The following is a 23129-nucleotide window of genomic DNA, read 5'->3' as shown; positions in this document are numbered from 1 at the left end:
TTGGTATTTTTCGATAATTTATATCCCAATTGCTCATGAAGCGGTATGGTAAATCACTGGAGATTAATGTCGTGATTGTGCTCTTTATTATGTAGATCAATAGTCCATGAAAAATCCTTAATTACCTTGAAGTCTTTTCTTCTTTAACATCTAGGGAAAGATAGTGATTGATAGAGTGTTAAGCAGAACTTACTGTTCGATATTAGAAAAATAAGGTTCATTGAATGCTCGATGTGAACTTAAAAGAAGATGATTTATGCAATAGGGTTGCTGGTGGCGCTGAAAGTGTCAGCGTGATACGTCGCTTTACTTTGAACCTAGTACGTTTACAGTCGAAGAAATATAGTGTTGGGGCTGAAGCCAAACCAAGCGGGTTAGAGCGACACAGTTCGTAGTGAACCCTTATTGGGTTGAAAAGCGTTCCAAGCTTGCAGTTGCCCTGACTCTGCTGGTGATAACAAGACGATAAATTGATACCTAAACGATAATTTGATATTGCCTCTTCATAAGTCTATGACTCTTTAAGTTTATGACATTTTTGAAGGGGCAATTTTATATCTGCTTTAGGATGAGATACTTGCTACTATCTCGGTTTAATCTAATACTGATTGAATAATATCAAACGCTTCTTCTATTTTTGGGGTAGGGATAATGCCAAATCCAAATAAGATGGCATTAGAATGATTGTTGATAGAAAAATGCGATGATGGGTAAACCGCTACTTTTGATGAAGCAAGCTTATTCACCATTTGTGTCGCGCATCCCGATACTTCAGCTGCTATATGCAATCCACCTTGGCTTGGAATACGTTGTAAGCAATCTATGTTGTCAATTAATTGAGTGAGTTTATGATACTTTTTGCTATAGATTTTATTCATATTGAGTAAATGGTGAGAGAAATGACCGTCACGCATGAATTCGTCAAGTAGGATTTGAGACACCACAGATGTACTTCTTCCCAAGTGCCATAACATATTTGAAATTGGCTCTATTAAAGACTTTGGCGGAATCATATAGCCAATGCGTATGCCGGGAAATAGTATTTTAGAGAAACTGCCTATCATAACGACGCAGTCATTTTTGTCTTGTGACTTGAGAGCTTGCTTACTGGTATTGAGATAGTGATATTCCGCATCATAATCATCTTCGATAATGATTGCGTTATTAACTTCTGCCCATCTCAGCAGTTCTAACTTCCTTTCAACTGAGTAGCTAAAGCCTAAAGGGAACTGATGACTAGGCGTTGTATAAATAATTTTGGTATTAGAAGGGATTGATTCAACGACAACACCTTGGTCGTCCATCGGCACGGTGCCTATTTGCGCGCCAAGTAATCGAGCTTGATTTCGAAAAACAGGATATCCTGGATCTTCCGTCGACACGAGATCCCCCGGAGAGAGTAATGTAAAGAGAGTCGTCATTATTGCCTGCTGGCACCCTTGCGTAATGATGATGTCTTCAGGATCACAGATTACGCCTCTCGAATGTCTTACATACTCGCAGATAGACTCTCGTAAACAAGCTAGTCCTTGCAAATCACCACCATGTGCAAACTCTGGAGTTAATGCATTGAGCCTACTCAGTCTTGAGTGTCGCCAAATATGCTTTGCTATTCTCTGATGATCAGGAACGCCTAAAGTGAAGTCATAGTCTAGATTCTTTGGTGCGATGATCTCTGGCTTCTTCGCTGCGTTAGTGCCAAACACCCCTATTTGGTAGTGTTTTATTGGTCTCTTATCTTGATTCACCGTTTGTTCTAGAGCATTACTTACGTACGTGCCAGACCCTGCCTTTTTTACTATCCACCCCTCGAACTGAAGTCGCTCATACACCGAAATGACAGTGTTTCTTGCTATGCCTAACTTTTTTGACAACATGCGAGTCGACGGTAATCTCTCATTTGATCGTAATCTGCCTTCTAATATCCCTTGGTATATCTCGGAATAAAGCTGTTGGCTGGTGACTTTTCCAGTTTCGAAGTGTAGTGAAAATGGCATCGTTTTCTCTGTAGACGTTGAAAAGTGGTTCTAAAGCGTTGTGAGGATGTGGATCTGTATATACCAAGTATATCTACCTAGTATACCGTTATCTTGGTATGGAGAAAGCGCATTTGAGTACACTATTTCCTCATTTTGCAAACGGATGTTACTTACATTCGTATCTAATCGGCCTACCTATCAACGGTGATCAGGTTTAAACCTGTTTATATCGCACTAAAAATTTGAAGACATAGTGTTATTCATCGGGGGTTAACGATTGGAGTTATTCAAGTCAGGATTACTTTTATATAAAAAGCTAAAAGCCTTGGAATAAACTAGAAATTAATTATAAGTGAAAATTAAAAATTGAGGGTTCAATGAAATTAAACAATGCCTTGGTGGCTATTTTATCGCTCACTTCTTTCGTCACGTTTGCGAAAACGGAGTCAACGGTTAGCAGTCAATTAAAGAGCGTAGTTGATGAATGTGCTAAAGGATTAATGAACGAATACGACATTCCAGGGTTGGCTGTTGCAGTAACGATTGATGGTAAGCGTTATTTTTACAATTACGGTTTCGCTGACGAAAGTAAGGGGAGTTTAGTCACCAACGACACAATTTTTGAACTCGGTTCTATCAGTAAAACTTTTGCCGCTACTTTGACTGGGTACGCCCAAGAAAAAGGTAAGTTGAACATGGATGACAAGGTCAAAGATTACATTCCGGAATTAAAAAATAGTGTCCTGGGTAATACCAAGCTAGTTCATGTCGCAACCTACACTGCAGGTGGTCTACCATTGCAATTTCCTAGCGAAGTAACGAACGACGCTGAAATGATGCAGTACTACAAAACGTGGAAACCGGAGTACGAAGCCGGTACTAAGAGGAAGTACTCAAACCCTAGTATTGGTCTATTTGGCTACATCGGTGCCTTGAGTATGAAGTCAGACTATACGGAAATGATGGAAACCGTCATCCTGCCTGAGCTCGGTATGACTAATACGTTTGTCGATGTACCAAAGGATAAGCTTAACAACTATGCTTTTGGTTATAGTTCTGAGGGAAAACCCGTTAGAGTTAATCCAGGTATTCTTGATGCACAAGCCTATGGTATTAAATCAACAAGCTTAGATATGCTTCAATATATCGAAGCAAATATGGGTCAAGCGCAACTTAATACTGATATAGAAAATGCGCTAGAGCGAACTCATACTAAGTATTTTGATACCGACACGTTTACGCAAGCCGTAGGGTGGGAAGGTTATAATTACCCCGTTTCACTTTCGCAATTATTGAAGGGTAACTCCAGCGACGTAATTCTCAACGCTAAACCGGTTCAAGCAAGTGAATCCGGTACTCTCGGTCGTGACGTTTGGTATAACAAAACGGGCTCAACAGGTGGCTTTGGGGCGTATGTCGCGTATGTACCCTCTGAAAAAATAGGCATAGTGATTCTGGCGAATAAAAACTACCCTAATGCAGAAAGAGTAGAGGCTGCTTACAATATTATTAGCTCGGTGGTGAAGTAAAATTTAGTGGTAATAGGCACTATGTAATTATTAGAGCTTATTTAGATACATACTATCTGCATTGTTTTATTCGATAGTATTTATAGGAGTATTCATGAAAACTAAGCATTGGTCTAAGGTGACTTTGCTACATGAAGTTGTTACGAATCCAAATATAACGATTAAAGGTAAACATAGTTATTACAGTGATTGTTGGGACGCCGGTTTTGAGGAGTCCGTTGTAAGATATCTACAAGGCGATGAGTTCAGCCGAGATTGGGAACCAAAATGGAAGATTGATAAGTTACATATAGGTGACTTTGTCTGTATTGCAGCGGAAGTTGTGATTGTTATGGGGGGAAATAGTACACATAGAGCTGATTGGTTCTCCTTGTACCCATTTATGGACTTTATTGAAGAAGCGTACGTCGGGAAAGGAGATACTCACATTGGCGATGGCGCCTGGCTCGGTATGCGATCCATGATAATGCCGGGTGTGACTATCGGAGAAGGAGCAATCGTTGCGGCAAACAGCGTGGTGACGAAAGATGTTGAGCCTTACAGCATGGTTGCAGGCTCACCAGCTAAGCATGTCAAATATCGCTTTTCTCGCGAGACGATAGACGAATTGCTCGCCCTTAGGATATATGATTGGCCTGATAAGAAAATCGACAGCCTGAAGAGATTGTTATGTTCAGACGATTTAGAAGGGCTGAAAAAGGCAAGCGCTGAATACGATAGAAACCATTCAGAAGAGTGACGATGTCACTATTTTAAAAAACAGAAGAGGCTCATTATAGAGCCTCTTTTTAGTGTGATGGATATCTGCAACCACCACACTTCCTTATCAACTCATCATTCAGCAAGTCGCCAACTAGAATTGGAAACCTTTTAGTTTCATTTTTGCAGGGAAGGTTACCTCAATAGTTGGCTCTTTCAATTGTTAGCAGAGACGCTCATAACTGTTTTGTTTGAGCAATTCGGTTAAGTCGCCTTGGCCATATTTTAGAGTTGCTTGGTGTTTTTGATGTCGAATGACCTGATCAAAAGTAGGTCGAGTCACTGAACGAAAAACGCCCACGGGTACGGGAAAGTCTGGATAGCTCAAGTTAGCAAGCGCATAAGCATAGTATGACTCCTCGCATTGACTGGAGTGGAGCAAAAGGTTCGGGGCCTCTGATTCGACAATCTCGAAGCCAAACCCTTTATTGATCAATGCTTTTGAGTGTGTTTTACCAAACAATAACGGTTCATTATCTGAGAGATAAAGTAGATGTTCGCTTCTATTAGCTGGGCCGTTGTAAGGTTCGTGCACTTTATCGTTAAAAATGACGCAGTTTTGCAGGATTTCAACCACAGCAGTGCCCGAATGCGCGGCAGCAGCCTCTAACACCATCGTCATGTGTGTAGGATCATTGTCTGATGTTCGTGCTATGAACGTAGCACCTGCGGATGCTGCTAATGCCAGAGGTTTAAGCGCTTGATCGGGAGAGCCTTCAGGGCTCGACTTAGAAATGAAGCCCTGTTCGCTTGTCGGAGAAAATTGGCCTTTGGTAAGTCCGTAGACAGCATTATTAAAAAGCAAAATTTTAATGTCTTGGTTGCGTCGAATCGCGTGAATAAAGTGATTACCGCCAATACTCAGTGCGTCACCATCGCCAGTTACAACCCAAACATCTAACTCTGGGTTGCTCGCTTTTACACCAGTAGCGATGGCAGGGGCACGGCCGTGAATCGTATGAAATCCATAAGTATCGAGATAATAAGGAAAACGAGATGAGCAGCCGATCCCTGAGATGAATACGGTGTTCTCTTTAGTTCGACCTAATCGTGCTAGAACGGACTGCATCGTTTTTAATACGTTAAAATCACCACAGCCTCGACACCATTTGACTTCAACATCAGATGCGAAATCTTTGCGGTTGAGTACCTTAGTCGTCATTTTTAATATCCTTCAGGTGTTGGTTAATAGACTCAATGACCTCGTGAACTTTGAATGGTAACCCCTTAACTTGGGTTACGGAGCGTGCAGAAATGGCATATTGTGAGCGAATCACTTTGACGAGTTGTTGGTTATTCAACTCAAAAACAAGCACATGTTTGAATTGGCTAATGATCTCTTCCAAATTGATTGGAAACGGGTTTAGATATTTAATATGGGCGTGGGCAACCGATGCGCCTTGATTTCTCAGATGCTCAATTGCGGTCGACACAGAACCTTGCGTGCCTCCCCAACTTAGCACTAGCAGTGAGTCTTGAGTACTGCCTGTTAGCGTTTGTTTAGGGATGAAATGGCAGATGTTATTTATTTTTTTTGCTCTTTCATCAGTCATGCGCTGGTGGTTTTCAGGATCATGAGAAGGGTTGCCAGTAATCGCTTGCTTTTCTAACCCTCCAATGCGGTGCATTTTCTCTTTTGTACCAGGCGTGACCCACTCTCTTCTGTAATACACGTCATCACGGGCATAGGGATAAAACGGGCTTATGTTTGCTTTTGCTGCCTCGGCAGTGAGCTTAATCTCATCAGGGTTGGGCACGAGCCAAGATTCGGAGCCGTTTGCTAAGTAACCGTCACTCAATAAGATCACTGGCGTCATAAATGTAGTGGCAATTCGACAGGCCTCGATTGCCATATCAAAGCAGTCTGCAGGAGAGGCAGGAGCCAACACTGGGAGTGGTGAATCCCCATTTCTACCATACAAAGACAAAAGCAAGTCTGATTGCTCTGTTTTAGTCGGTAGACCCGTGGAGGGGCCTCCACGTTGTACGTTGATAACAACCATTGGCAACTCCGCCATTACGGCAAGGTTAATGGTCTCTGCTTTCAAACATAATCCAGGGCCGGACGTTGATGTGACTCCTAAACCTCCAGCATAAGATGCACCTAAAGCTGAACAAGCAGCTGCAATCTCATCTTCTGCTTGGAATGTCGTGACCCCAAAGTGTTGATAGGTTGATAGTGTGTGTAGAATATCTGAGGCGGGTGTTATGGGGTAAGAGCCCAAAAATAGCTGGCGTTGGAGTTTTTCTGCTGCGCATATTAACCCAAGCGATAATGCTTCGTTCCCTGAAACAGTACGATACAAGCCAGTTTTATCTGCTACGGGAGCAACCTGAAAACAGTCGCTGAATATTTCGGTTGTTTCAGCATAATTAAATCCCGACTTTATGGCTAAAGTATTTGCCTCTCTCGCTTGCGGATTGTCAGCGAATTTATTATTTAGCCATTCAATGGTCGGTTCTAGCGGACGACTGTAAATCCATAAAACAATACCAAGCATAAAAAAGTTTTTGCTTCGCTTCACTACTTTAGGCGCAATGTTTAACTCAGAAAGAGATTGAACGGTTAAACGCGTAAAACTGTCACTAATCACTCGATAATCTGCGAGGCTACCATCGCTCAATGGGTTAGATTCATAGCCAGCAAGCTCAAGGTTTTTTTTATTAAAACCATCGAGATCAATAAGCACCAAACCGCCTTCAACGAGTTGTGAGATTTTGGTTTTTAATGCAGCGGCATTCAGAGCGATTAAGACTGAAAAATCGTCGCCAGGAGTATAAATCTCTGTTGAGGCAAATTGCATCTGAAAAGCCGATACTCCAGATGTGGTTCCTGCCGGAGCCCGTATCTCAGCTGGATAATCAGGTAACGTCATGACATCGTTTCCTTGTTTCGACGAGTTGTCTGAAAAGCGTTCTCCAAGTAATTGGATACCATCTCCTGAATCGCCAGCAAAACAGATCACTTCGCGTTTAAGTTGAATTCTTGTCATTAAAACCTCTTACCGTGTTAGAGCAGGTTCAGTATGTTTCATTGCATTTAATGAGATGCAATGGAATTAAAGGTTGGAGAAAATGCCGTAAGCCCGAGCATTCTGAGTGTAGAGTTAATGGTGTTGGCTTTATTTGTCGTCTCTGAGGTCAGTAGAAATATCCATAGCTAGGTATGCTTTTCCGAAATACTAGAAAAGTTTGCATGACACAAAAATACTTTTTCTGTCATATTAGATGTGATTATTTTTCATTAATTGTGAGCGTTATGGATAAGCTGTCATTAATAAAGTTGTTTGTATCTGTTGTGGACTTAGGGAACTTTACAGCAGTCGCGAATCAATTAGGGCAGTCGCCTTCTACTGTTAGTAAAGCGATTGCTCGCCTAGAACAGGATTTGGGTGTTCGTTTAGTTCACCGTACAACACGTCAACTCCAGCTCACTGAAGCGGGGTTTAACTACCTTGAGACGGCAAGAGAAGTGATCAACTTGCTCAAAAGTAGTGAAGAGCAGCTTCATCAAAGTATTGCATCTCCGTTTGGTACACTTCGTGTCAGCCTTCCTTTATCGTTCGGGCAAAACTATATAACTCCGCTGATTCCAGAGTTTTGCGAACGTTACCCTGAAGTGAAGTTGGATCTTAGCTTTTCCGATGAATACACCAGTATATTGGAGAGTGGGATGGACGTTGCTATTCGAAGCGGGAGACTAAATGACAGCAACTTAATTGCGAGGCGATTATGTCCTATTGATATGGGTATGTTTGCCAGTCCGGAGTACATAAAGAAGTTTGGTCGGCCTCAGAGTGTTGAAGCGCTTAACCAGCACAAATGGATAATGTACCGCTATAAACAATCGGGGCGCTTGCTTACCTTGACGATGCCTTTAGATGGTCAATTAGTAGAATTTAGTCCTACACATCAAGTGACAGTAGACAATGGTTATGCGATGGCCTCTTTAGCGAGTTTAGGAGCAGGGATTGCACTGATGCCCCAATATCTTGCTCGAGACTTAGTACAGCAAGGTAAACTGATGTTGGTTTCTGAACCTCAAAGAACCGATGGTCAAGGTGTCTATATATACTATCCAAGTCGCAAGTTTGTGCCCGCGAAAGTAAAAGTATTTATCGACTATATTATTCATAAACTGGATGAGCAGGGAGAGGCGATCAACAGCAGTTGGATGCTGAACCATTAAAGCTCTTCTTTGTTCTGAAACTGGAAAGTGGTGACAGGTCGAAATGTAATATGACCATGGCTAATTGACAAGCTTAAATACGGAATTGAAGTCGTAACGGAGTTGAGAAGTTACGCTTCACCATCAGCACCGTTGGAATCCTAGCCTCATTAAGGTAGAGAGACTCTTTTATTTTGTTATCTTGTCCTTTATAGCTTCTTTCCTTCCAGTAAAAAATCATTTGAAAAAATGAATATATCCTAAGACCATACCTGAAAGGATAAATGAGTACTGAAGAGGCCTATAATGATTTATAAAATTTCCGACTGTCACAATGAATATAAAATTGTGAGCACTACGCCTAGTTCTGTCGCTAGGCAGTTAGGTGATATAGATTTAATAGAAAAAATCGTTGTGCAGCCATTAGAAAACTTTTCTTTAAAAAGTATATGGGGTGAAGTGGATATTGAGTTTGAAGATGTTCTCAAGAAAGACTCATTACTTCCAGATATCAGTTTATGGCTACGAGTTTTTTTAGTGCTTTCCCCTAAATCTTATGCATATTTAAAAGAACCACTGAGCAAAGTAGGTGAGTTCTTATCGATTCGTTATCAAGGAGAAGAGTGGTACTTATATACACCATTGGAGTTTGGGCCAGAAGATAAAGACAAGTGTGTCCAAAAACTTGAATATGGTAGCTTAGCAGGTTTAGAGGTGTTAGTGTTTAATGGAAACGGTGTTACGGAAAAGGCCGTTTTTAAGTCAAAGATGCTAGGACCGACCTTTCTGTATTGTACGGAATCGTTTAAGAGTTTGTGCGAGAGAAATGATCTAGGTGGAGTTGTGTTCTCATCTAGTTTGACAGACCCATTTAGTTAACTAATCGGTCGGCAAAAAATTGACTTATCAAAAATGACCTCTTGTATTAACGCCAATTTTATAATGCAATTCTTCGTAATCAGCACTTTGAAGTGAACTTATTTCGAGTCAAAATAGACTTAAAGGATAACATTTACTTATTGGAAGGTAAGAGTGAAGCTTGGAAAAGATGATGACGGTTTATAAGATTAACGATAATTTACATGTGTTTCAGACGATATGCACTTGTCCCGATGAAGTCGCTACCCAGCTGGGGGATTTCAATTATTTTGAGAAGATCTTATTACAGGGTGTTGAAAATAAATCTCTGAAAGGTATTTGGAAGCCTGCGGTAGTCGAGTTTGAAGACGTGTTAACAAAAAATTCTGAATTACCTGATATTAGCTTATGGTTGCGTACATATCTTGTTTTATCTCCGAGGGCATATGAAATCTTGAATACTTATCTATCAGAGGGCGGGGAGTTTTTACCTGTTAACTATCAAGGCGAGAAATGGTATTTATATACATCGCTGACTTTTGGAAAAGAAGATAGACAAAAATGTATAGAAAAGATCTCATATGGAAGCCCGGACGGGTTAGAGGTCCTTGTGTTCATTGATGACGATGTAAAAGATAAAGTGATCTTTAAATCGAGATTAGAAGGGGCCGGCAACTTATACTGTACTGAGAAGTTCAAGGTTATATGTGAACAAAATCAGCTTAATGGGCTTGTATTCTCTTCTAATTTGACAGAATCATTTAATTAACGTAGCTATCACCAATCATTTTAACTATTAGTGCACGCTGGTGCATAATTTATGTGCTCTCTCTGGAATGCGATAGCTATAGGTGGTATTCGGAGCCATTCGCCGTTGGTTAGAGTACTTCGCACGTAGAACAGGATTATTAACCCCCATACACTTTGCAGATTTCAATAGCTGGTTTTGAAAATAAAGTGATATTTGAATTTTTGGCATAACGAGCGAGCCACTTTATTATTTAGTAAGTACTTTGCTAGTTTTATCAGTACCCCTTAGCATTTAGTTAACATATGGTTTGAAAATGTCATAGCTTTGTCGGAGGAACGATTTTGGGGCGAAAGTTTTTGATAGATGGTTTCACAACGATTATCAAGCTTTAGGTAAATTTCATAGTTTTGCGATGAGAGTGGCTCATGTGAGCCCCTGAGACTAATTGACTTAGGCACTTACCGTTATGGCAGGTTTAGACCAATCTTCGGAAGATTAGGCAAGCAATGCGTAGTATCTGGTTAACGAAAAAATACGAAAGTTGCAACAATGTACGTGTCAGTAAAGTAGGAGCGATAAAGCATCCGCGTACTGTACTCATCGTGTGTTACGTTAATTAGGAGTGTCTACCATGAAAAGCCAGAACGACAATCAAGCAAGTTACCAAGATGAACCTGATGAAGGTCGTCGCAATATGATGAAAATGACGGGTGCCAGCGTGGTTGCTATGGGAGTCGGATCGCTCTCAACGAGTTCCGTTCAAGCTGAGACGCAAATAAATCTTGGTGACACTTGGGATAAAACATTTACGAAAAGTAACCAAGTTCAACATCGCAAAGTGAGTTTTAAAAACCGTTATGGCATCACGTTGGCAGCGGATCTTTATCAACCTAAAAATAAAAGTGGCAAGCTTGCGGCTATCGTCATTAGTGGTCCATTTGGCGCTGTGAAAGAGCAGTCTTCAGGGTTATATGCTCAAACATTAGCCGATCGAGGCTTCATTACTTTAGCGTTTGATCCATCGTATACCGGAGAGAGTGGTGGTGAACCAAGAAACGTTGCATCACCTGATATCAATACAGAGGACTTTAGCGCAGCTGTGGACTTTATTGGCCTACAGAAAGACGTTGATCGTCAGAAAATTGGTGTGATAGGCATATGTGGTTGGGGCGGCATGGCGTTAAACGCAGTTGCTGCAGATAAACGCGTCAAAGCAGTCGCAACCAGTACGATGTATGATATGACCCGTGTAATGTCTAAAGGCTATAACGATAGTACGACGTTTGAACAGCGCACGCAAACGTTAGAGCAGCTAAGCCTGCAACGATGGGAAGATGCCGAAAATGGAACACCTACTTACGGGCCAGTATCGCTTGAGTTAGTTGGAGGTGAGCCCCAATTTGTTGTTGAGTATGCAGCCTATTACAAGTCTCCTGAACGAGGCTTTCATCCACGAGCGATTAACTCAAATGCAGCATGGACACTCACAACGCCGCTGTCGTTTATGAATATGCCAATTCTGACCTACATTGAAGAGATATCTCCACGCCCAGTGTTGTTCATTCATGGCGAAAAGGCGCACTCTCGCTATTTCAGTGAAACGGCGTATGAAGCGGCGGCAGAGCCTAAAGAATTGATGATCATTCCAAATGCGAATCATACGGATCTCTACGATCAATTGGATGTGATCCCATTTGATAAATTAGAGAGCTTCTTTAAGGTTAATTTAGTTTAGATCGCCCTCTAGAAGACAACTGAGGAGCGGTTACTATTGTGCTCCTCAGTTCCTATTGATTGAAAAATTCTCTAGATTCTCGGTGAACCATTACGGAGAGTATTTCATTATTATACTCACAAGTCGGTATGAACTTGTTTTGTAGAAAACGCTAATAAAATCGCTAAACAGCTACATGCTAATAGAACGACACCTAAGTTTTGTACTGTTCCAGCCATCGCTAATCCCGTCCCGATCATGATGTAGTACATGAGCCCAAATAAAGCACCTGCGCTACCTACCTGTTGTTTATAATCAACGAGTGCATCACTGAGTATGTTGGGTATCGCAATCCCATACGACATGACGACTAACATCATTGGAGCAACAAACCAGATTGATTGGCTCAGAATCAACACACCGACTGATCCCAAACTAAGCAATACTGCGGAGAGCCAAAGTAGTTGGTTTTTTCGAACATTTTTAGACACTAGGGATTTGTTTAAATAACTCCCAAGCAGAGTGCCTAACCCCAGTACCATGCCACTGTATCCAAATTGTTCGGAGCTATACCCAAGTGCTGAGAAAGTAAATGCGCCAAGCTGGTAATAAGAAAATAGAGCAATGTTATACAAAGCAACCAGTAATCCTGAGCGCCAAATTCGCGCGTCTCTTACCATTTTCCAGCTAAGTTGACGCAACCGTACTGGTGTCTGTTCCTTCTGTGTTTCAGGAAGTTTAATAACGTTATAAGCGAGCAATACTAACGCGATTAAAAATAAAGCGAAAAACACATAACGATATCCACCAAGCCCTGTAAGCTGCCCGCCTAATAGCATGCCTACTACCGGGCTGATTGATATACCCATCCCCATTAAGCTGAAGACTTTACTCAGTTCTTGACCGTCAAACGCGTCACGAAGCATGGTCTGTGTGACAACGGAACCTACCGCGATACCAAATGCGCTCAGAGCTCGCGCAGCCATGACAACAGCAAAACTCTCGGTTTGAGTTGCGAGTAAAGACGCACAACTATAGATAAAGAGCCCAATAAGCATGGTAGGCCTTCTTCCCAGTTTATCTGCGAGCACTCCCCAAACTACAACGCCAATGGCAAAAGCTAGGAAGTAAATCGACAATGTTTGGGCTGCTTGTGCGTGGTTTACATCAAATGATAGAGCGATTGAGCTCAACGCTGGGCTATAGATGGTTTCTACAATTTGTGGAAACATCAACATAACCAGCATGAGCCATAAAGAGGGCTTAGTATTCATATTGTTACCCATCGTTAATGAAGTTGGCGGGCAGTATAAATGAGGCTATGATTGATCTAATAACAACATAAAAACCAAATGCATCAACATTCGGACAAAATGGCACTTATTGACGAAGAAACACAATTTGACGCAGACAAAATTTCTAATTGTGTAGTGGGAATTGCTGCGGATATTGGCAAGCACGACTCAGGTATGCATCAGCACAAGAAAGGGCAATTGTTGTACGCACCTCAAGGTTGTATGAGTTTTGCTCTGAAAGATTCGATTTGTATTCTGCCCCCGACAAAGGCGGTTTGGATCCCACCTAATACGCCGCATCGCGCACTGATGACGAATGTGGTTGCGTATCGATCTTTGTATTTTGATTGTGAGGTGTTTGCGTGTCCGAGTAAGATCACGATGATAGAAGTGAATAATTTACTCCAAGCCCTCATTGATAAAATGTCATTTTGGGAGTGGGGTAAACCTAACAGCGAGATGGTAAATACGACGGCGCTTTTTTGGGAGGAGTTTTATGCTGCGAAACGTTATTCGTTTCAGTTGCCTTTGGCATCACATCGGCGTTTAGCAACGTTTCGCCGAGAGGTGGTGGAACCTTCATTTCTCGCTCCTTCGCTTACTACTCTTGCAGACAAAGTGGGGGCAAGTACTAAGACGGTAACACGATTATTTAAGTCGGAAACGGGTATGAATTATCAAGATTGGCGTCAACAGTGGAGGCTCTTAAAAGCAGTTGAATTGTTATCAACGGGAATGCAAGTCAGCGCCGTTGCTGATTGGCTGGAGTTTTCTTCAGACAGTGCTTTTATTGCATTTTTCAAAAAGCAAACTGGGCAAACACCGCTAATGTTTATGAAAACTAGACCTTAAAACATCACGATGCTTACGTATTTCTTTAGTACAAATTTGGGCTTTATAGATTCCGTATATATTGGTTCACATAGGGAAATGCTATCGAGCACGTTACTTGTGTTTACTCGGCAGCTGACGAAAATATTGAGTAGCAAAGTCAATAAAGGCTCGGATGCGTTTTGGTTGATGTCGGTCGTGATGGTAAAGGAGTGAAAACTCCACACTCGGAATGCTCCAGTCGGTAAACACTTCTTTTAGCTTGCCTGTCTGGAGTTCTTGTTGGCAATAAAGTGCTGGTACACGGATGATACCATTTCCCGCCAACGCTGCTTTTATCATTACTCTGCCACTCTTACATCGTAACTGTCCACGTATCTGGTGTTCCGTTGACTGCTTTGTATTTGTGTTCTCGAATGCCCAGCGTGTCACACTACCTGTCAAACAAATGTGTTTTTCTAAGTCTTTTGGATGCGAAGGATAGCCATGTGTTTCTAAATAACTTGGGCTTGCGTACGTCCCCATTTCCACATCAATCAGTTTGCGAGCGATAAAGTTGGAGTCGTCTAACTTTCCCATTCGAAAAGCGATGTCGAATTCATCCGCGATTAAATCGACACGATGGCTGCTAAAATCTAAGTTAATGTTCACTTGTGGGTGTTGGATTAGAAACTGAGCAACGATATCTGCGACAACGTCTTCCCCTAAATACCCCCCCACGCAGTTGATACGAATTTCGCCTCTTAATTCTTCTACATCATCAACCACTGCCATAACAGCTTGATCAATATTGTGAAGGGCGGTTTCACACTGTTTATACAGAACCTTGCCTGCTTCGGTGAGCTTCAGTGTTCGAGTGGTTCTTTGTAGCAAAGTGGCACCAATCTGTTGTTCCAGATTTGTTATTTGACGTGAAACGTGTGAGCGAGAAACGCCAAGTTGCTCTGCTGCTTTCGTGAAGTTTCCTAGTTGAGCGATTAGGACGAAAGAGCGGATATCCGCAAGGTTGATGTGTGTTTGCATGATGACTTCTGCGTAATTCAAAAAAGTATTGTTGCAGTATAACAACAGTGTTTCAACTAGGTCGGTATATATCAACAAACAAAGTTTTCTTAAACTTATCGCCATTGAGGTAAACCGTTCTATTAAGGATTCAAAATGAAAAAGTTAATTGTTATTACAGGCGCTAGTTCAGGCATTGGTGAAGCGATTGCACGTCATTTCAGCGAACAGGGCCATGCTCTTCTTTTGTTAGCAAGACGTGTAGAACGTTTAGAAGCATTAAACTTACCAAATACGCTTTGTGAAAAGGTAGATGTGACCGATAAAGCTTCTTTTGAAGCGGCAATTGAGAAAGCAGAAGCGTTGTATGGTCCGGTAGATGCACTTGTAAATAACGCAGGCGTTATGCTTCTAGGCCAGATAGATACTCAGGACGCATCGGAGTGGAAGCGCATGTTTGATGTGAACGTACTTGGCTTGCTAAATGGCATGCAGTCCGTTTTAGCACCGATGAAAGCGCGTAACAGTGGTACGATCATTAATATCAGCTCTATTGCGGGCAAGAAAACATTTCCTGATCATGCCGCTTACTGTGGTACCAAATTTGCGGTTCATGCGATTTCTGAAAACGTACGTGAAGAAGTCGCATCATCGAATGTTCGTGTTACGACTATTGCACCTGGCGCAGTGGAAACTGAATTACTTTCACATACTACGTCTCAAGATATTAAAGATGGTTATGATGCTTGGAAAGAGGATATGGGGGGCGTGTTGGCAGCCGACGATATTGCACGAGCAGTGCTGTTTGCTTATCAGCAACCGCAAGGTGTATGTGTTCGCGAAATTGCTTTGGCACCAACAAAACAGCAACCTTAACATTAATTTACAGCGACTTCTGGATCATTAGGGCTGTGAATATTTGCACACTGATTCGTGATTGATATGGCATCTTTCAACTAAGTCGTATGAAAATTTAGGTTACCCATTTAAGTCCGTAGCCTAAGTGTGTTATTGCTTATACCCAAGTTACTCAAGGTGAGAAAAAACTTTGAGTAATTTGGGTTTTTATTTGGTCTCAATTTTTAGTATGTAGCTCTATTGGGGTCAGCGGGCCACAGTCGTAAAGAAAAGGAGAAGGTGACGTAAAGCAAAATGAAGCAATATCCATAGCTTAATGAGAATTGATTTCATCAACGTCACAAGCCGTTACAATTATCCGTTAGGTATTATACTTTGTGGATGGTTAATATTTAACCAAACAAGGAGGTGTGTATGAAACGATTCGCGAACATACTTTTTGCAACACAAGGATTGCCTGGTCATAGTGAGGCGCTCGAACAAGCGATGAGGATCGCATCCAGCAACAAAGTGCCTGTTTCAGGGCTAATTGCGTGCCCCGACTTCCCCGCGGATATGCTCCAGTATCAGCAAAGTTATGAGCAATCGCTACAAGGCTCCCTCAAACAAAGCATTCAGGAATACAGACAGAAGCTCGATCTTTCTGAAGATGATCTGGCATTTCCTCTTACTGTGAAAAGCAGTGAAAAACCCGCTGTCTGTATCATTAAAGAAGCATTAGCTGACAACAAAGATCTTATCATCAAAGAAGCTGAACCACTCGGTGAAGGCGCTGAAGGCTTCAAAGCCATTGATATGACACTGTTACGCAAATGCCCTTGTCCATTATGGTTACACCGACCGATTGATAAGCCGAGAGACAAACGCCGTGTGGCTGTTGCTATAGATCCGTTAACGGCGAGCGATGAACAGCACTCATTAGCGGTGCGTTTACTTGAATTATCTCGTTCAATAGCCGACACCTGTGACAGTCGTTTACATGTGATTTCTTGCTGGGAATATTACTTAGAGAATTACCTACATGACAATGCTTGGATTCAAGTCGACGATGCTGAGTTGAAACATGAACTCGACAAAGCAAAAGCCGATCATAAACAAGCTCTACAACAACTGCTGGAAGAGTCGGGGATTACGGGTGAAATTGTGATTCATCATTTACACGGAAAGCCTGATGAAAAAATCCCGGATTACGTAGAAAGCATAGAAGTGGACGTTCTAGTCATGGGTACCTTAGCGAGAACTGGGATATCTGGCTACGTCATTGGTAATACGGCTGAAAACATTTTGCAATCTATAAACTGTAGTTTGGTCGCTCTTAAGCCCGATGGTTTTGTATCGCCGATTCAGTAATTGGTGTGTAACAAACCTGGGTTTAAGTGGTTGTTTTAGGTAAAGGAGGGAGACGGAGTTCTAGAACATGGAATTATCAGTGTATCAATAAGTTATCAGAGGAGAGTGACATGAAAAACCTATGCCCGAAATGCCACACAGAAATGATAGAACGTTCGAACGTTTATGTTTGTCCGAGAAATGATATCGGTGACTGCACCTACGATGCGTTCGAGTTAACTGATGACGATAATCCATACACATTCAGTCGAGAACACGTAAGTAGTGATCTACGTTCTTACACCGTAGCGGACAGTAAGTAGCTGTTTGTATTAACGTTCCTTTAAGTAGCATTCAGTGATTGCTGTTTGCTACTTATCCCTTGGTTTTATGATCTTTTTTGAAATACTTGGGCTAAAACAATCAAGTGGAGCTTTTTATCTTTGCGCCAAATAGGGCGAACTTTCTTATAAAAATGAATGGGCTGCGATGTTGAATAGCATAACGGGTAAAGAAAACCTGCCGAAAAATCCCGATAATCAGTTGGTCTTACTGATTTTCCCTGTGCTGCCAATTTTAATCTTCTCTTTTCTTTTTTACATCTACACACCCGCAGGCGTAAGCTGGAATGCGGAATGGATACCTGGCCTCGATATTAACTTCAGCTTTAGGTTAGATGGTCTGTCATTCCTTTTTGCCGGGCTGATCAGTGGGATTGGCGCACTGATCCAAATATACGCTTTGGCTTACTTACGAGAGAGTGATAGCCGATTTTCCTTTCATTTATACCTAACCCTATTCATGCTTGCCATGCTAGGGATTGTGATGAGCGATAACATCCTATTGTTGTTCGTTTTCTGGGAACTCACCACCATCACTTCTTACTTGCTGATTGGTTTTAATCACGAAAACAAAACGTCACGAAAAAATGCACTGCAGTCGTTGATCGTTACCGGTGCTGGTGGATTAGCGTTGTTAGCTGGCCTTATCTTGCTGGGAGCGATGGCAGGGAGTTATGAGTTACATACGATCATCGCTCAGGCGGACACGATTGCGCAGCACGAATGGTTTATGCCATCTCTAGTGCTCATACTACTTGGTGCATTTACTAAATCTGCGCAGTTCCCGTTTCATTTTTGGCTACCTAACGCGATGGCAGCGCCCACTCCAGTCAGTGCGTATTTACACTCGGCAACAATGGTAAAGGCGGGCATTTACTTGTTAGCGCGTTTATCGCCAGTTTATGCTCATAGCGAGGTTTGGTTTTATGCCCTAGTGATCACAGGGAGTATCACCGCCGTTTGGTGCACGTTTGTCGCATTAAAACAAACTGACTTGAAGCTGATGCTAGCCTACAGCACGAATGTTGCTTTGGGTAAATTAACATTATTGTTAGGTATGGGCACAGAATTGGCCGTGAGTGCGGTATTGATGTTTATCCTTGCCCACTCTTTCTATAAAGCAGCGCTGTTTATGGTGGTGGGCAATATCGACAAAGCGACAGGAACACGAGATATCGATCAACTGTACGGCTTGAAGTCAGTGCTCGTCATCAGCATGGTTGCGGGGAGTTTGGCTGCATTGTCAAAAGCTGGGTTTCCGCCGTTGTTAGGCTTTTTGAGCAAAGAATACATGTACAAATCCGCAGTAGAGCTCAATAACTGGATCGCCTTTGTACTTTTAATGGTCAATATATTGATGGTTGCGCTAACCATTATGCTTATTGCGAGACCATTCTTTGCTCGCCGTGATCTCGTGCCAATTGAAACGAAGCCGATTGAGGCCAAAAAGGCTATGTGGGTTTCACCTTTACTCTTGGCACTTGGCAGTCTCATCGTTCCGTTAGTCGGTTTAAATTGGTTAGATCACCACATCATCTTTCCTGGCTCTGCTGACATTCTGCCTGCAGCCGATATTAAAGCGACATCATTATGGCATGGAGTGAATGTACCGCTGGTCCTAAGCGTTATCACGCTAGTATTGGGGTATGTGGTGTACCGTGTTTATCCTACTGTGTCTGCATTTTTTCAGCGGTTACATCTATTCGTCCCCAAAGCGGAGAATGTTTTTGAACGACTATTAGATGGCATGATGACACTGGCGAAGTGGCAAACGGCGCTGTTGCAGCAAAAGAAGTTGAGTCGTTATGTCCTGCTATTTTTCGCGGTACTCGCCGTCGCTTTACTTGGTCAGGTAGCATTTATTCCTCTGCCTTTGTTAGAGCAGCTTTCAAACGTGGCTTTCTATGAGATTGGCATTGCCTTATTGCTGATTGGTGCAGCGCTCGTATGTACGTTGTCTCACTCAAGGCTTCTTGCGATTTCTGCGCTAGGTATGATTGGTTTTATGACCACGCTTGTTTTTATGATCTACAGTGCTCCGGACGTCGCGAAGACTTTACTGTTAGTGGAAACATTAATGGTGGTCTTTTTAGCATTGTTAATGCGTCATATGCCGCGTTTAACCACCGTGCCCAAGCATTCAATAAAACGCAAATTGGCGAATGTTTGTATAGCGGGCGTGATAGGTGTTTCGATTACTTTCCTCTTGTTAGGAATCACGTCCCAGCCGATGGATTCATCGGTGTCTGAATTCTTTGCGGAAAATAGTGTCCCAGGCGGGCATGGGCGCAATATTGTCAACGTCATTCTCGTCGACTTTCGTGCGTTCGATACATTGGGAGAGGTTGTCGTCGTTGTCATTGCTGGGATTGCAGCAGTGAGCTTGCTTAAGACAAGAGCGAAAAAGCAAAACCGTATTCAATCATTAATTTTTGCAACCACGGCACATATCGTCGCGGCGCTCATGCTCGTGTTCTCAGTGTATCTGTTATTACGTGGTCATAACGAACCGGGTGGTGGCTTCATTGGTGCATTGATTGCCGTTATTGGCTTATCGCTTCTCATGTTCGCGGAATCACCGAAATACGTTCGTTCTAGATTGTATTTCAAGCCGTTTTTCATTGCGTTATCTGGCATCGCATTGAGCTTAATATCTGGTGCTTTGAGCTTTGCGTTTGATAAACCGTTTTTAACCGGGTTGTGGTGGAAAGATGTGATACCACTGGGTACGCCGTTGGTTTTTGATGTAGGTGTTTATCTTGCCGTTATAGGTGGCGTGATGGGGATGTTGCTTCGTATTAATGAGGAGCTAGAGTAATGGAAATAGTCTGGAGTGTTGTCGTTGGAATACTTGTTGCCGCAGGCGTTTACTTAATGCTAGAAAAGCATATCTTGCGTCTTTTGTTCGGTATCATGTTACTCAGTAGTGCGGTTAACCTTGCTATTTTTACCGCGGGAAGGCTGACTCCTGGAGAGCCGCCATTGATTGGCGATAATGCACTTTTGCCACCAGATGGCGCGGCAAACCCATTACCTCAAGCACTGATTTTAACCGCGATAGTCATCGGTTTTGGGCTACTTATTTTTGCTTTAATGTTGTTCTATCGAGCTTATAAAGATTCTGGAACCGCAGACGTCGATGAAATGCAACGTTATGAGGAGGGTCAATGAGTTCGATTTTACTGACGTTACCTGTTGTTCTTTCATTGAGTACGGCGCTGACCATTTTCTTTGTACGTCGCTCAACAAAAAGTGCTGAGTGGTTAAGTGGCGCGAGTGCGATTTTGAACCTTGTTGTCGCAGGCTTTCTCACAGAAAACATCATAAGTAATGGTATTCAAGCCGTTGCTTTTGGCCAGTGGCAAGCACCGTTTGGTATCGTTTTTGTCGCAGATTACTTCAGCGTTGCCATGGTGATGATTACGGCGGTGATTGGTGCGATATGTGTTTTCTATGCCATGGCGGACCTTCACCGAAAACCTTCCTATAGCAATTACCATGCGTTGACGCACGTGTTGCTTGCTGGTGTTTATGGCGCGTTCCTCACCGGAGATATTTTTAATCTGTATGTTTGGTTCGAGGTCATGCTCATCGCGTCATTTGGTTTAATGGTATTAGATGCAACGAAAACTCAAATTGATGGGGCAGTGAAGTATGTGATGTTGAACCTGATTTCGACGCTAGTGTTCTTACTTGCCATCGGTTTGTTGTATGGCGCAACGGGCACCTTGAACTTGGCCGATCTCTATACCAAAGCGGGAGAGAGCGAACTGAGCATCAACATGATGTTGTCCGCCTTGTTTTTGTTTGCATTTTCTATCAAAGCGGCACTATTTCCTTTATTTGCTTGGTTGCCAGCTTCTTATCACACCTTACCAAGTGGTGTGGTTGCGCTGTTTGCTGCGTTGCTTACTAAAGTCGGCGTATACGCGTTAATACGAGTCTTCACATTAGTATTTCCGCTCGCCGAGAGTGGTTGGCAGCCGACGTTGATTTGGATTGCTGGCCTCACCATGTTAACGGGTGTTTTGGGGGCGGCAAGTCAATTCGACATTAAGAAGATTCTTTCTTTTCACATCATTAGCCAAATAGGCTATATGATCATGGGGTTGGCGATTTACACTCCCTTAGCTTTAGCTGGTGCTATTTTCTACATTGTTCATCACATCATTGTAAAAGCGAATTTGTTCTTAATCGGTGGCTTTATTGAGCGCAAATATGGCTCTAGTCAACTTGAACATTTGGGCGGGGTATATAAAGCAATGCCTTGGTTAGCGTTCTTGTTTCTTGTCCCTGCGTTTTCTCTGGCAGGATTTCCGCCGCTCTCTGGTTTCTGGGGCAAATTTTTGGTGATCAAATCGAGTTTACAGGCTGAATATTACTGGTTAGCCGGTACCGCGCTGTTGGTGGGGCTGCTTACCGTCTACTCGATGACGAAAATTTGGAGTGAGGCATTCTGGAAAAAGCCGGTTAGGGAGAAAACAGAACAGACTCTGCAAGTCAAAGTACATTGGTTGTATTGCGTTCCAATTGCCGTATTGACCATGTTCACGTTGGTCATAGGCTTTGTGGCGGAGCCTTTTTATCAGTTTTCTGTTCAAGCTGCTGAACAACTGTTAAATCCGAATGAATACATTCGAGCGGTATTGGGAGGAAATCCATGATCTATCTATTCCTCAATCTTTTCTTAGCATTAGCATGGATGATGTTAAACGGCAGCTATTCGAGTTTGAATTTTATTGTCGGATTTACGGTCGGTTTTTTTGCCTTACGGTTGAGCCAACCATTTGGATTAAAAACCAGCTACTTTCGACGTTTTGCGTCGGCATTAAAGTTACTGGTGTACTTCGCTTATGAAATGATCATATCGGTTGCAAGAGTCGTGTGGGATGTCGTGACGCCAACGCATTTGAGCCAGCCAGATATCGTCTATGTCCCTTTGGACGTCGATTCCGACCTTGAAATCACCTTACTTGCGAATATGGTTTCTTTAACACCGGGCACACTCAGTTTGGACGTTACGCCTGATAAAAAGCATCTTATCGTTCATGCCATGTTTGCGCCTGAGCATGAAGAAGTTATCCGTGGAATTAAAAACGGATTAGAGCATCGAATTTTGGAGGTGACGCGTGGATAGTTGGCTGCAAATAAGTGTCACTTTTGCCTATGCAGGGCTATTACTCAGTTTTGTTATGGCTTTCTTCCGTTTAATTTTAGGACCAACGCTGGCTGACCGAGTTGTGGCGTTAGATTTGATTTCATTTATCACCATCGGCTTTATTACGGTTTACACCTTAGACAGTGGTGAGGATGCTTTGTTAGATATCGCCATTACATTAGGTTTGGTCGCATTTCTTGGCACAATCGCATTTGCGCGTTTGATCGTTAAAAGGAAGGAGAAAGAATAATGGATGTGTTGATTGGGCTGTTTTTATGTTTAGGGACGTTATTGATCCTAAGCGCTAGTTTAGGTGTGTTGCGGTTGCCAGATCTATATACCCGAATGCATGCCGCAACCAAAGCCGGTACCGTTGGAGTTAGTTGTTTACTACTAGCGGTTGCCCTCTCAACTCCTGAAGTCACCGTGATCTCCCGAGTTATCGGTACGATGTTGTTTATCGTTCTCACGGCGCCTGTCGCCTCCCACTTGCTCGGCAGAGCAATGCGAGAGGTCGGATATAAGATTTGGCGCAATGATTAAGTTTTTTCTTGTTT

21 protein-coding genes are annotated in these 23129 nt (G+C 42.5%); 16 read left to right on the top strand and 5 right to left on the bottom strand.

Annotation, left to right across the window (positions count from 1 at the left end; genetic code table 11):
• Positions 1 to 593: 593 nt before the first annotated feature.
• Positions 594 to 1997 (bottom strand): PLP-dependent aminotransferase family protein, encoded by a 1404-nt coding sequence (locus J8Z23_RS18735; RefSeq protein ID WP_434635739.1) that lies wholly within the window; start codon positions 1995 to 1997, stop codon positions 594 to 596.
• A 359-nt stretch (positions 1998 to 2356) separates the two neighbouring features.
• Between J8Z23_RS18735 and ampC the strand changes: the two genes are divergently transcribed.
• Positions 2357 to 3508: a class C beta-lactamase gene (ampC, locus tag J8Z23_RS18730; RefSeq protein ID WP_256965051.1), complete on the top strand. Its 1152-nt coding sequence runs from the start codon at positions 2357 to 2359 to the stop codon at positions 3506 to 3508.
• A 94-nt stretch (positions 3509 to 3602) separates the two neighbouring features.
• Positions 3603 to 4247 (top strand): CatB-related O-acetyltransferase, encoded by a 645-nt coding sequence (locus J8Z23_RS18725; protein WP_047008178.1) that lies wholly within the window; start codon positions 3603 to 3605, stop codon positions 4245 to 4247.
• Positions 4248 to 4430: 183 nt separating this feature from the next.
• On the opposite strand, the gene J8Z23_RS18720 is transcribed toward J8Z23_RS18725, so the two are convergent.
• On the bottom strand, positions 4431 to 5429 hold the full coding sequence (locus J8Z23_RS18720) for a 2-oxoacid:ferredoxin oxidoreductase subunit beta (protein WP_005398063.1): 999 nt from the start codon (positions 5427 to 5429) through the stop codon (positions 4431 to 4433).
• Complete coding sequence (locus J8Z23_RS18715) at positions 5419 to 7260, bottom strand: 2-oxoacid:acceptor oxidoreductase subunit alpha (protein WP_301659591.1); 1842 nt, start codon at positions 7258 to 7260, stop codon at positions 5419 to 5421. The genes J8Z23_RS18720 and J8Z23_RS18715 overlap by 11 nt, the downstream gene beginning before the upstream one ends.
• Before the next feature lie 266 nt (positions 7261 to 7526).
• Here J8Z23_RS18715 and J8Z23_RS18710 point away from each other — a divergent pair, with 266 nt between their 5' ends.
• The 4 genes from J8Z23_RS18710 to J8Z23_RS18695 all read left to right on the top strand — a co-directional run bounded on the left by J8Z23_RS18710 (position 7527) and on the right by J8Z23_RS18695 (position 11779).
• The gene (locus J8Z23_RS18710) at positions 7527 to 8456 is read left to right on the top strand and encodes a LysR family transcriptional regulator (protein ID WP_006741107.1); all 930 of its coding nucleotides are present in this window, start codon (positions 7527 to 7529) and stop codon (positions 8454 to 8456) included.
• A gap of 285 nt (positions 8457 to 8741) precedes the next feature.
• Positions 8742 to 9314: a hypothetical protein gene (locus J8Z23_RS18705; protein WP_264301655.1), complete on the top strand. Its 573-nt coding sequence runs from the start codon at positions 8742 to 8744 to the stop codon at positions 9312 to 9314.
• A gap of 169 nt (positions 9315 to 9483) precedes the next feature.
• Positions 9484 to 10062, top strand: coding sequence for a hypothetical protein (locus J8Z23_RS18700; protein ID WP_308400518.1), 579 nt, complete (start codon positions 9484 to 9486; stop codon positions 10060 to 10062).
• Positions 10063 to 10675: 613 nt separating this feature from the next.
• Positions 10676 to 11779: an alpha/beta hydrolase gene (locus J8Z23_RS18695; protein ID WP_434635737.1), complete on the top strand. Its 1104-nt coding sequence runs from the start codon at positions 10676 to 10678 to the stop codon at positions 11777 to 11779.
• A gap of 116 nt (positions 11780 to 11895) precedes the next feature.
• Here J8Z23_RS18695 and J8Z23_RS18690 read toward each other — a convergent pair whose 3' ends face one another.
• Positions 11896 to 13032: a multidrug effflux MFS transporter gene (locus J8Z23_RS18690; protein WP_006741075.1), complete on the bottom strand. Its 1137-nt coding sequence runs from the start codon at positions 13030 to 13032 to the stop codon at positions 11896 to 11898.
• Between the two features lie 99 nt (positions 13033 to 13131).
• Between J8Z23_RS18690 and J8Z23_RS18685 the strand changes: the two genes are divergently transcribed.
• Entirely contained in the window at positions 13132 to 13905 is a 774-nt protein-coding gene (locus J8Z23_RS18685; RefSeq protein ID WP_434635855.1) for an AraC family transcriptional regulator, read from the top strand.
• Between the two features lie 93 nt (positions 13906 to 13998).
• Here J8Z23_RS18685 and J8Z23_RS18680 read toward each other — a convergent pair whose 3' ends face one another.
• Entirely contained in the window at positions 13999 to 14907 is a 909-nt protein-coding gene (locus J8Z23_RS18680; protein WP_031780274.1) for a LysR family transcriptional regulator, read from the bottom strand.
• Positions 14908 to 15042: 135 nt separating this feature from the next.
• Between J8Z23_RS18680 and J8Z23_RS18675 the strand changes: the two genes are divergently transcribed.
• From J8Z23_RS18675 to mnhG, 9 genes are all read left to right on the top strand, one after another.
• Positions 15043 to 15762, top strand: a complete 720-nt coding sequence (locus J8Z23_RS18675; protein ID WP_046875926.1) for an SDR family oxidoreductase — start codon at positions 15043 to 15045, stop codon at positions 15760 to 15762.
• A gap of 396 nt (positions 15763 to 16158) precedes the next feature.
• Positions 16159 to 17094 carry a universal stress protein gene (locus J8Z23_RS18670; RefSeq protein ID WP_434635735.1) on the top strand — a complete coding sequence of 312 codons (936 nt, stop codon included), beginning with the start codon at positions 16159 to 16161 and terminating at the stop codon, positions 17092 to 17094.
• Between the two features lie 110 nt (positions 17095 to 17204).
• On the top strand, positions 17205 to 17396 hold the full coding sequence (locus J8Z23_RS18665; protein ID WP_005392611.1) for a hypothetical protein: 192 nt from the start codon (positions 17205 to 17207) through the stop codon (positions 17394 to 17396).
• A gap of 166 nt (positions 17397 to 17562) precedes the next feature.
• On the top strand, positions 17563 to 20232 hold the full coding sequence (gene mbhE / locus J8Z23_RS18660; RefSeq protein WP_434635734.1) for a hydrogen gas-evolving membrane-bound hydrogenase subunit E: 2670 nt from the start codon (positions 17563 to 17565) through the stop codon (positions 20230 to 20232).
• Positions 20232 to 20585 carry a Na+/H+ antiporter subunit C gene (locus J8Z23_RS18655; RefSeq protein ID WP_434635733.1) on the top strand — a complete coding sequence of 118 codons (354 nt, stop codon included), beginning with the start codon at positions 20232 to 20234 and terminating at the stop codon, positions 20583 to 20585. Before mbhE ends, J8Z23_RS18655 begins: the two co-directional genes overlap by 1 nt.
• A complete protein-coding gene (locus J8Z23_RS18650; protein WP_434635732.1) occupies positions 20582 to 22078 on the top strand; it encodes a Na+/H+ antiporter subunit D in 1497 nt (498 codons plus the stop codon). The genes J8Z23_RS18655 and J8Z23_RS18650 overlap by 4 nt, the downstream gene beginning before the upstream one ends.
• Positions 22075 to 22551 carry a Na+/H+ antiporter subunit E gene (locus J8Z23_RS18645; protein WP_005392607.1) on the top strand — a complete coding sequence of 159 codons (477 nt, stop codon included), beginning with the start codon at positions 22075 to 22077 and terminating at the stop codon, positions 22549 to 22551. Before J8Z23_RS18650 ends, J8Z23_RS18645 begins: the two co-directional genes overlap by 4 nt.
• Positions 22544 to 22822: a cation:proton antiporter gene (locus tag J8Z23_RS18640; RefSeq protein WP_005392606.1), complete on the top strand. Its 279-nt coding sequence runs from the start codon at positions 22544 to 22546 to the stop codon at positions 22820 to 22822. Before J8Z23_RS18645 ends, J8Z23_RS18640 begins: the two co-directional genes overlap by 8 nt.
• On the top strand, positions 22822 to 23115 hold the full coding sequence (gene mnhG / locus J8Z23_RS18635; protein WP_434635731.1) for a monovalent cation/H(+) antiporter subunit G: 294 nt from the start codon (positions 22822 to 22824) through the stop codon (positions 23113 to 23115). Before J8Z23_RS18640 ends, mnhG begins: the two co-directional genes overlap by 1 nt.
• Positions 23116 to 23129: the final 14 nt, after the last annotated feature.

The sequence above is a fragment of the Vibrio sp. SCSIO 43086 genome (assembly GCF_051132235.1).
Lineage (GTDB): Bacteria > Pseudomonadota > Gammaproteobacteria > Enterobacterales > Vibrionaceae > Vibrio > Vibrio diabolicus.
This window is presented reverse-complemented; position numbering and strand designations above follow the sequence as displayed.

Excerpts from the sequence above, each read along its gene's own strand:
- J8Z23_RS18735 (WP_434635739.1), bottom strand. The coding sequence starts at position 1,997 with ATGCCATTTTCACTACACTTCGAAACTGGAAAAGTCACCAGCCAACAG.
- ampC (WP_256965051.1), top strand. The coding sequence starts at position 2,357 with ATGAAATTAAACAATGCCTTGGTGGCTATTTTATCGCTCACTTCTTTC.
- J8Z23_RS18725 (WP_047008178.1), top strand. The coding sequence starts at position 3,603 with ATGAAAACTAAGCATTGGTCTAAGGTGACTTTGCTACATGAAGTTGTT.
- J8Z23_RS18720 (WP_005398063.1), bottom strand. The coding sequence starts at position 5,429 with ATGACGACTAAGGTACTCAACCGCAAAGATTTCGCATCTGATGTTGAA.
- J8Z23_RS18715 (WP_301659591.1), bottom strand. The coding sequence starts at position 7,260 with ATGACAAGAATTCAACTTAAACGCGAAGTGATCTGTTTTGCTGGCGAT.
- J8Z23_RS18710 (WP_006741107.1), top strand. The coding sequence starts at position 7,527 with ATGGATAAGCTGTCATTAATAAAGTTGTTTGTATCTGTTGTGGACTTA.
- J8Z23_RS18705 (WP_264301655.1), top strand. The coding sequence starts at position 8,742 with ATGATTTATAAAATTTCCGACTGTCACAATGAATATAAAATTGTGAGC.
- J8Z23_RS18700 (WP_308400518.1), top strand. The coding sequence starts at position 9,484 with ATGATGACGGTTTATAAGATTAACGATAATTTACATGTGTTTCAGACG.
- J8Z23_RS18695 (WP_434635737.1), top strand. The coding sequence starts at position 10,676 with ATGAAAAGCCAGAACGACAATCAAGCAAGTTACCAAGATGAACCTGAT.
- J8Z23_RS18690 (WP_006741075.1), bottom strand. The coding sequence starts at position 13,032 with ATGAATACTAAGCCCTCTTTATGGCTCATGCTGGTTATGTTGATGTTT.
- J8Z23_RS18685 (WP_434635855.1), top strand. The coding sequence starts at position 13,132 with ATGGCACTTATTGACGAAGAAACACAATTTGACGCAGACAAAATTTCT.
- J8Z23_RS18680 (WP_031780274.1), bottom strand. The coding sequence starts at position 14,907 with ATGCAAACACACATCAACCTTGCGGATATCCGCTCTTTCGTCCTAATC.
- J8Z23_RS18675 (WP_046875926.1), top strand. The coding sequence starts at position 15,043 with ATGAAAAAGTTAATTGTTATTACAGGCGCTAGTTCAGGCATTGGTGAA.
- J8Z23_RS18670 (WP_434635735.1), top strand. The coding sequence starts at position 16,159 with ATGAAACGATTCGCGAACATACTTTTTGCAACACAAGGATTGCCTGGT.
- J8Z23_RS18665 (WP_005392611.1), top strand. The coding sequence starts at position 17,205 with ATGAAAAACCTATGCCCGAAATGCCACACAGAAATGATAGAACGTTCG.
- mbhE (WP_434635734.1), top strand. The coding sequence starts at position 17,563 with ATGTTGAATAGCATAACGGGTAAAGAAAACCTGCCGAAAAATCCCGAT.
- J8Z23_RS18655 (WP_434635733.1), top strand. The coding sequence starts at position 20,232 with ATGGAAATAGTCTGGAGTGTTGTCGTTGGAATACTTGTTGCCGCAGGC.
- J8Z23_RS18650 (WP_434635732.1), top strand. The coding sequence starts at position 20,582 with ATGAGTTCGATTTTACTGACGTTACCTGTTGTTCTTTCATTGAGTACG.
- J8Z23_RS18645 (WP_005392607.1), top strand. The coding sequence starts at position 22,075 with ATGATCTATCTATTCCTCAATCTTTTCTTAGCATTAGCATGGATGATG.
- mnhG (WP_434635731.1), top strand. The coding sequence starts at position 22,822 with ATGGATGTGTTGATTGGGCTGTTTTTATGTTTAGGGACGTTATTGATC.